Source organism: Blautia sp. OF03-15BH (assembly GCF_003463065.1).
Lineage (GTDB): Bacteria > Bacillota > Clostridia > Lachnospirales > Lachnospiraceae > Limivivens.
This window is the reverse complement of sequence record NZ_QSCM01000043.1, coordinates 1-1,704: the sequence shown is the minus strand read 5'-3', so window position 1 is coordinate 1,704 and position 1,704 is coordinate 1. Positions and strand designations below refer to the sequence as shown.

At 40.3% G+C, this 1,704-nt stretch carries 2 protein-coding genes; both read left to right on the top strand.

Annotated elements, in window-relative coordinates; all coding sequences use genetic code 11:
• On the top strand, positions 1-1,321 hold a 1,321-nt coding region (locus tag DXA57_RS17060; RefSeq protein WP_147345719.1), incomplete at its 5' end, for an ISL3 family transposase.
• A gap of 12 nt (positions 1,322-1,333) precedes the next feature.
• Entirely contained in the window at positions 1,334-1,528 is a 195-nt protein-coding gene (locus DXA57_RS17055; protein ID WP_117768436.1) for a mobility-associated LCxxNW protein, read from the top strand.
• The last annotated feature ends 176 nt before the right edge of the window (positions 1,529-1,704 follow it).

Genomic DNA, 1,704 nt, shown 5'->3' with positions numbered 1-1,704 from the left:
TCTTGAATCCAAACCAGTCGCTCATTACTGTCCTTCCTGTGGATATAAAATGCACTCTCGTGGGATCAAGCAAAGAAAAATCAATCATCCAATTCTTCAGGATAACTACAGGCTTATTCTTATTCTGAAGCAACGACGCTGGCGTTGTACCAATCCGGATTGTCGCTATGACACCAGCGAAACTTTTAAATTCGTCAACAGAAACCGACGTACCACCAATGCAACAGATATGCTCATCGTCAGCGCTTATCAAAACCTGGCTGAATCTTCTGTTTCTATCTCCAAAAGATTCCATGTCTCAGATACTTATGCACATGATGTATTTGACAGATATGTAAAGCTTGACCGGCTCCCTCTTACCGATGCCATTTCTGTCGATGAAGTGTTTCTGGATATGGATAATGACTGTAAGTATGCTCTGGTAATCCAGGACTTTCATACAGGAGATCCAATTGATCTGCTCCGCAGTCGACGTACGAATGTCACAGAACCCTACTTTGCCGCCCTTCCAATGGAAGAGCGGGCTGCTGTAAAATATCTTATTTCCGACATGTACAACCAATATATTACGTACGTGGATAAGTATTTTCCCAACGCAGTCCCTGTTGTAGACTCTTTCCACGTCATTCAATGGATCATCCGAAAAGTTGACAATTACATCCGGCAGCTTCTTAAAAAGTACCGCCAACGAGATAGAGAACTCCAAGAAAAACTCTCCAGGCAACAGCAAAAAACAGTGTCATTTCCTGTTTCTGATGAAGTGTACATTCTGCAAAAATACCGCTGGCTGATCCTTTCAAATCAATCAAATATTCTCTATCATTCTGATCTTCGTATGGATCCTCATTTTCATGTACTGATGAATACATACGATTATGAAAGCTGGCTGTTTCGCATTGCTCCAAATCTAAAGGACTATCGTGATCTTAAGGAGCTCTATATCCAATTCAACGCCCGAAATGCTGGAAACACTGTTTCTGCCCGCAAAGAACTCACAGAATTAATCCAGGTCTACATGAAATCCGGTCATGAAATCTTTCGGGAATTTGCTTCTCTTTTGGAAAAATACCAGGATCCTATCATTAATTCTTTTATCATGGTAGAAAAAATCGGAAACGGAAAAATATATGACACCCGTTTATCAAATGGTCCCATTGAATCATTAAACAGAAAAGTCAAAGATTTAAAACGCTTAGGGCGTGGTTTCCGCAATTTTGAGCACTTTAGGAACAGATTTCTTTATGCAACAAGGGCTCTGCCTGTCTTAAATGGTGTTTCTGATTATAACCCTGTATCTTATCTTGAAAACGACGAATTTTAGGAGGAAAATTTCATGGAAAACTATTGCGCATTCAGTAAAAATCATAAATGCCTCAACTGGACTGATTATGAACTCACAAGATATGAGCTAGAAGAAGCCGGCTCTTTATGCCAGGCAAACTGGATTGAAATTGAACAAAAAAATGAATACATACAATTACTACAAGCATTACTTGACGATCACGGTATCCCATATCCAGTCGAATAATAACGTTCTTACATTAAAGGGGTCTGGCTTTCGCCAGACCCTCATCTTCGCCCCTCAAGTTTGCCCCTCATAAAAGACCCTCACGAAGAACCCTCAACAACTATGCTTGTTTTTATTGTGAAACCCTCACGAAAGCCCCTCAACAAGTTTGGCAAACCCTCAAGAACTTTGATTAT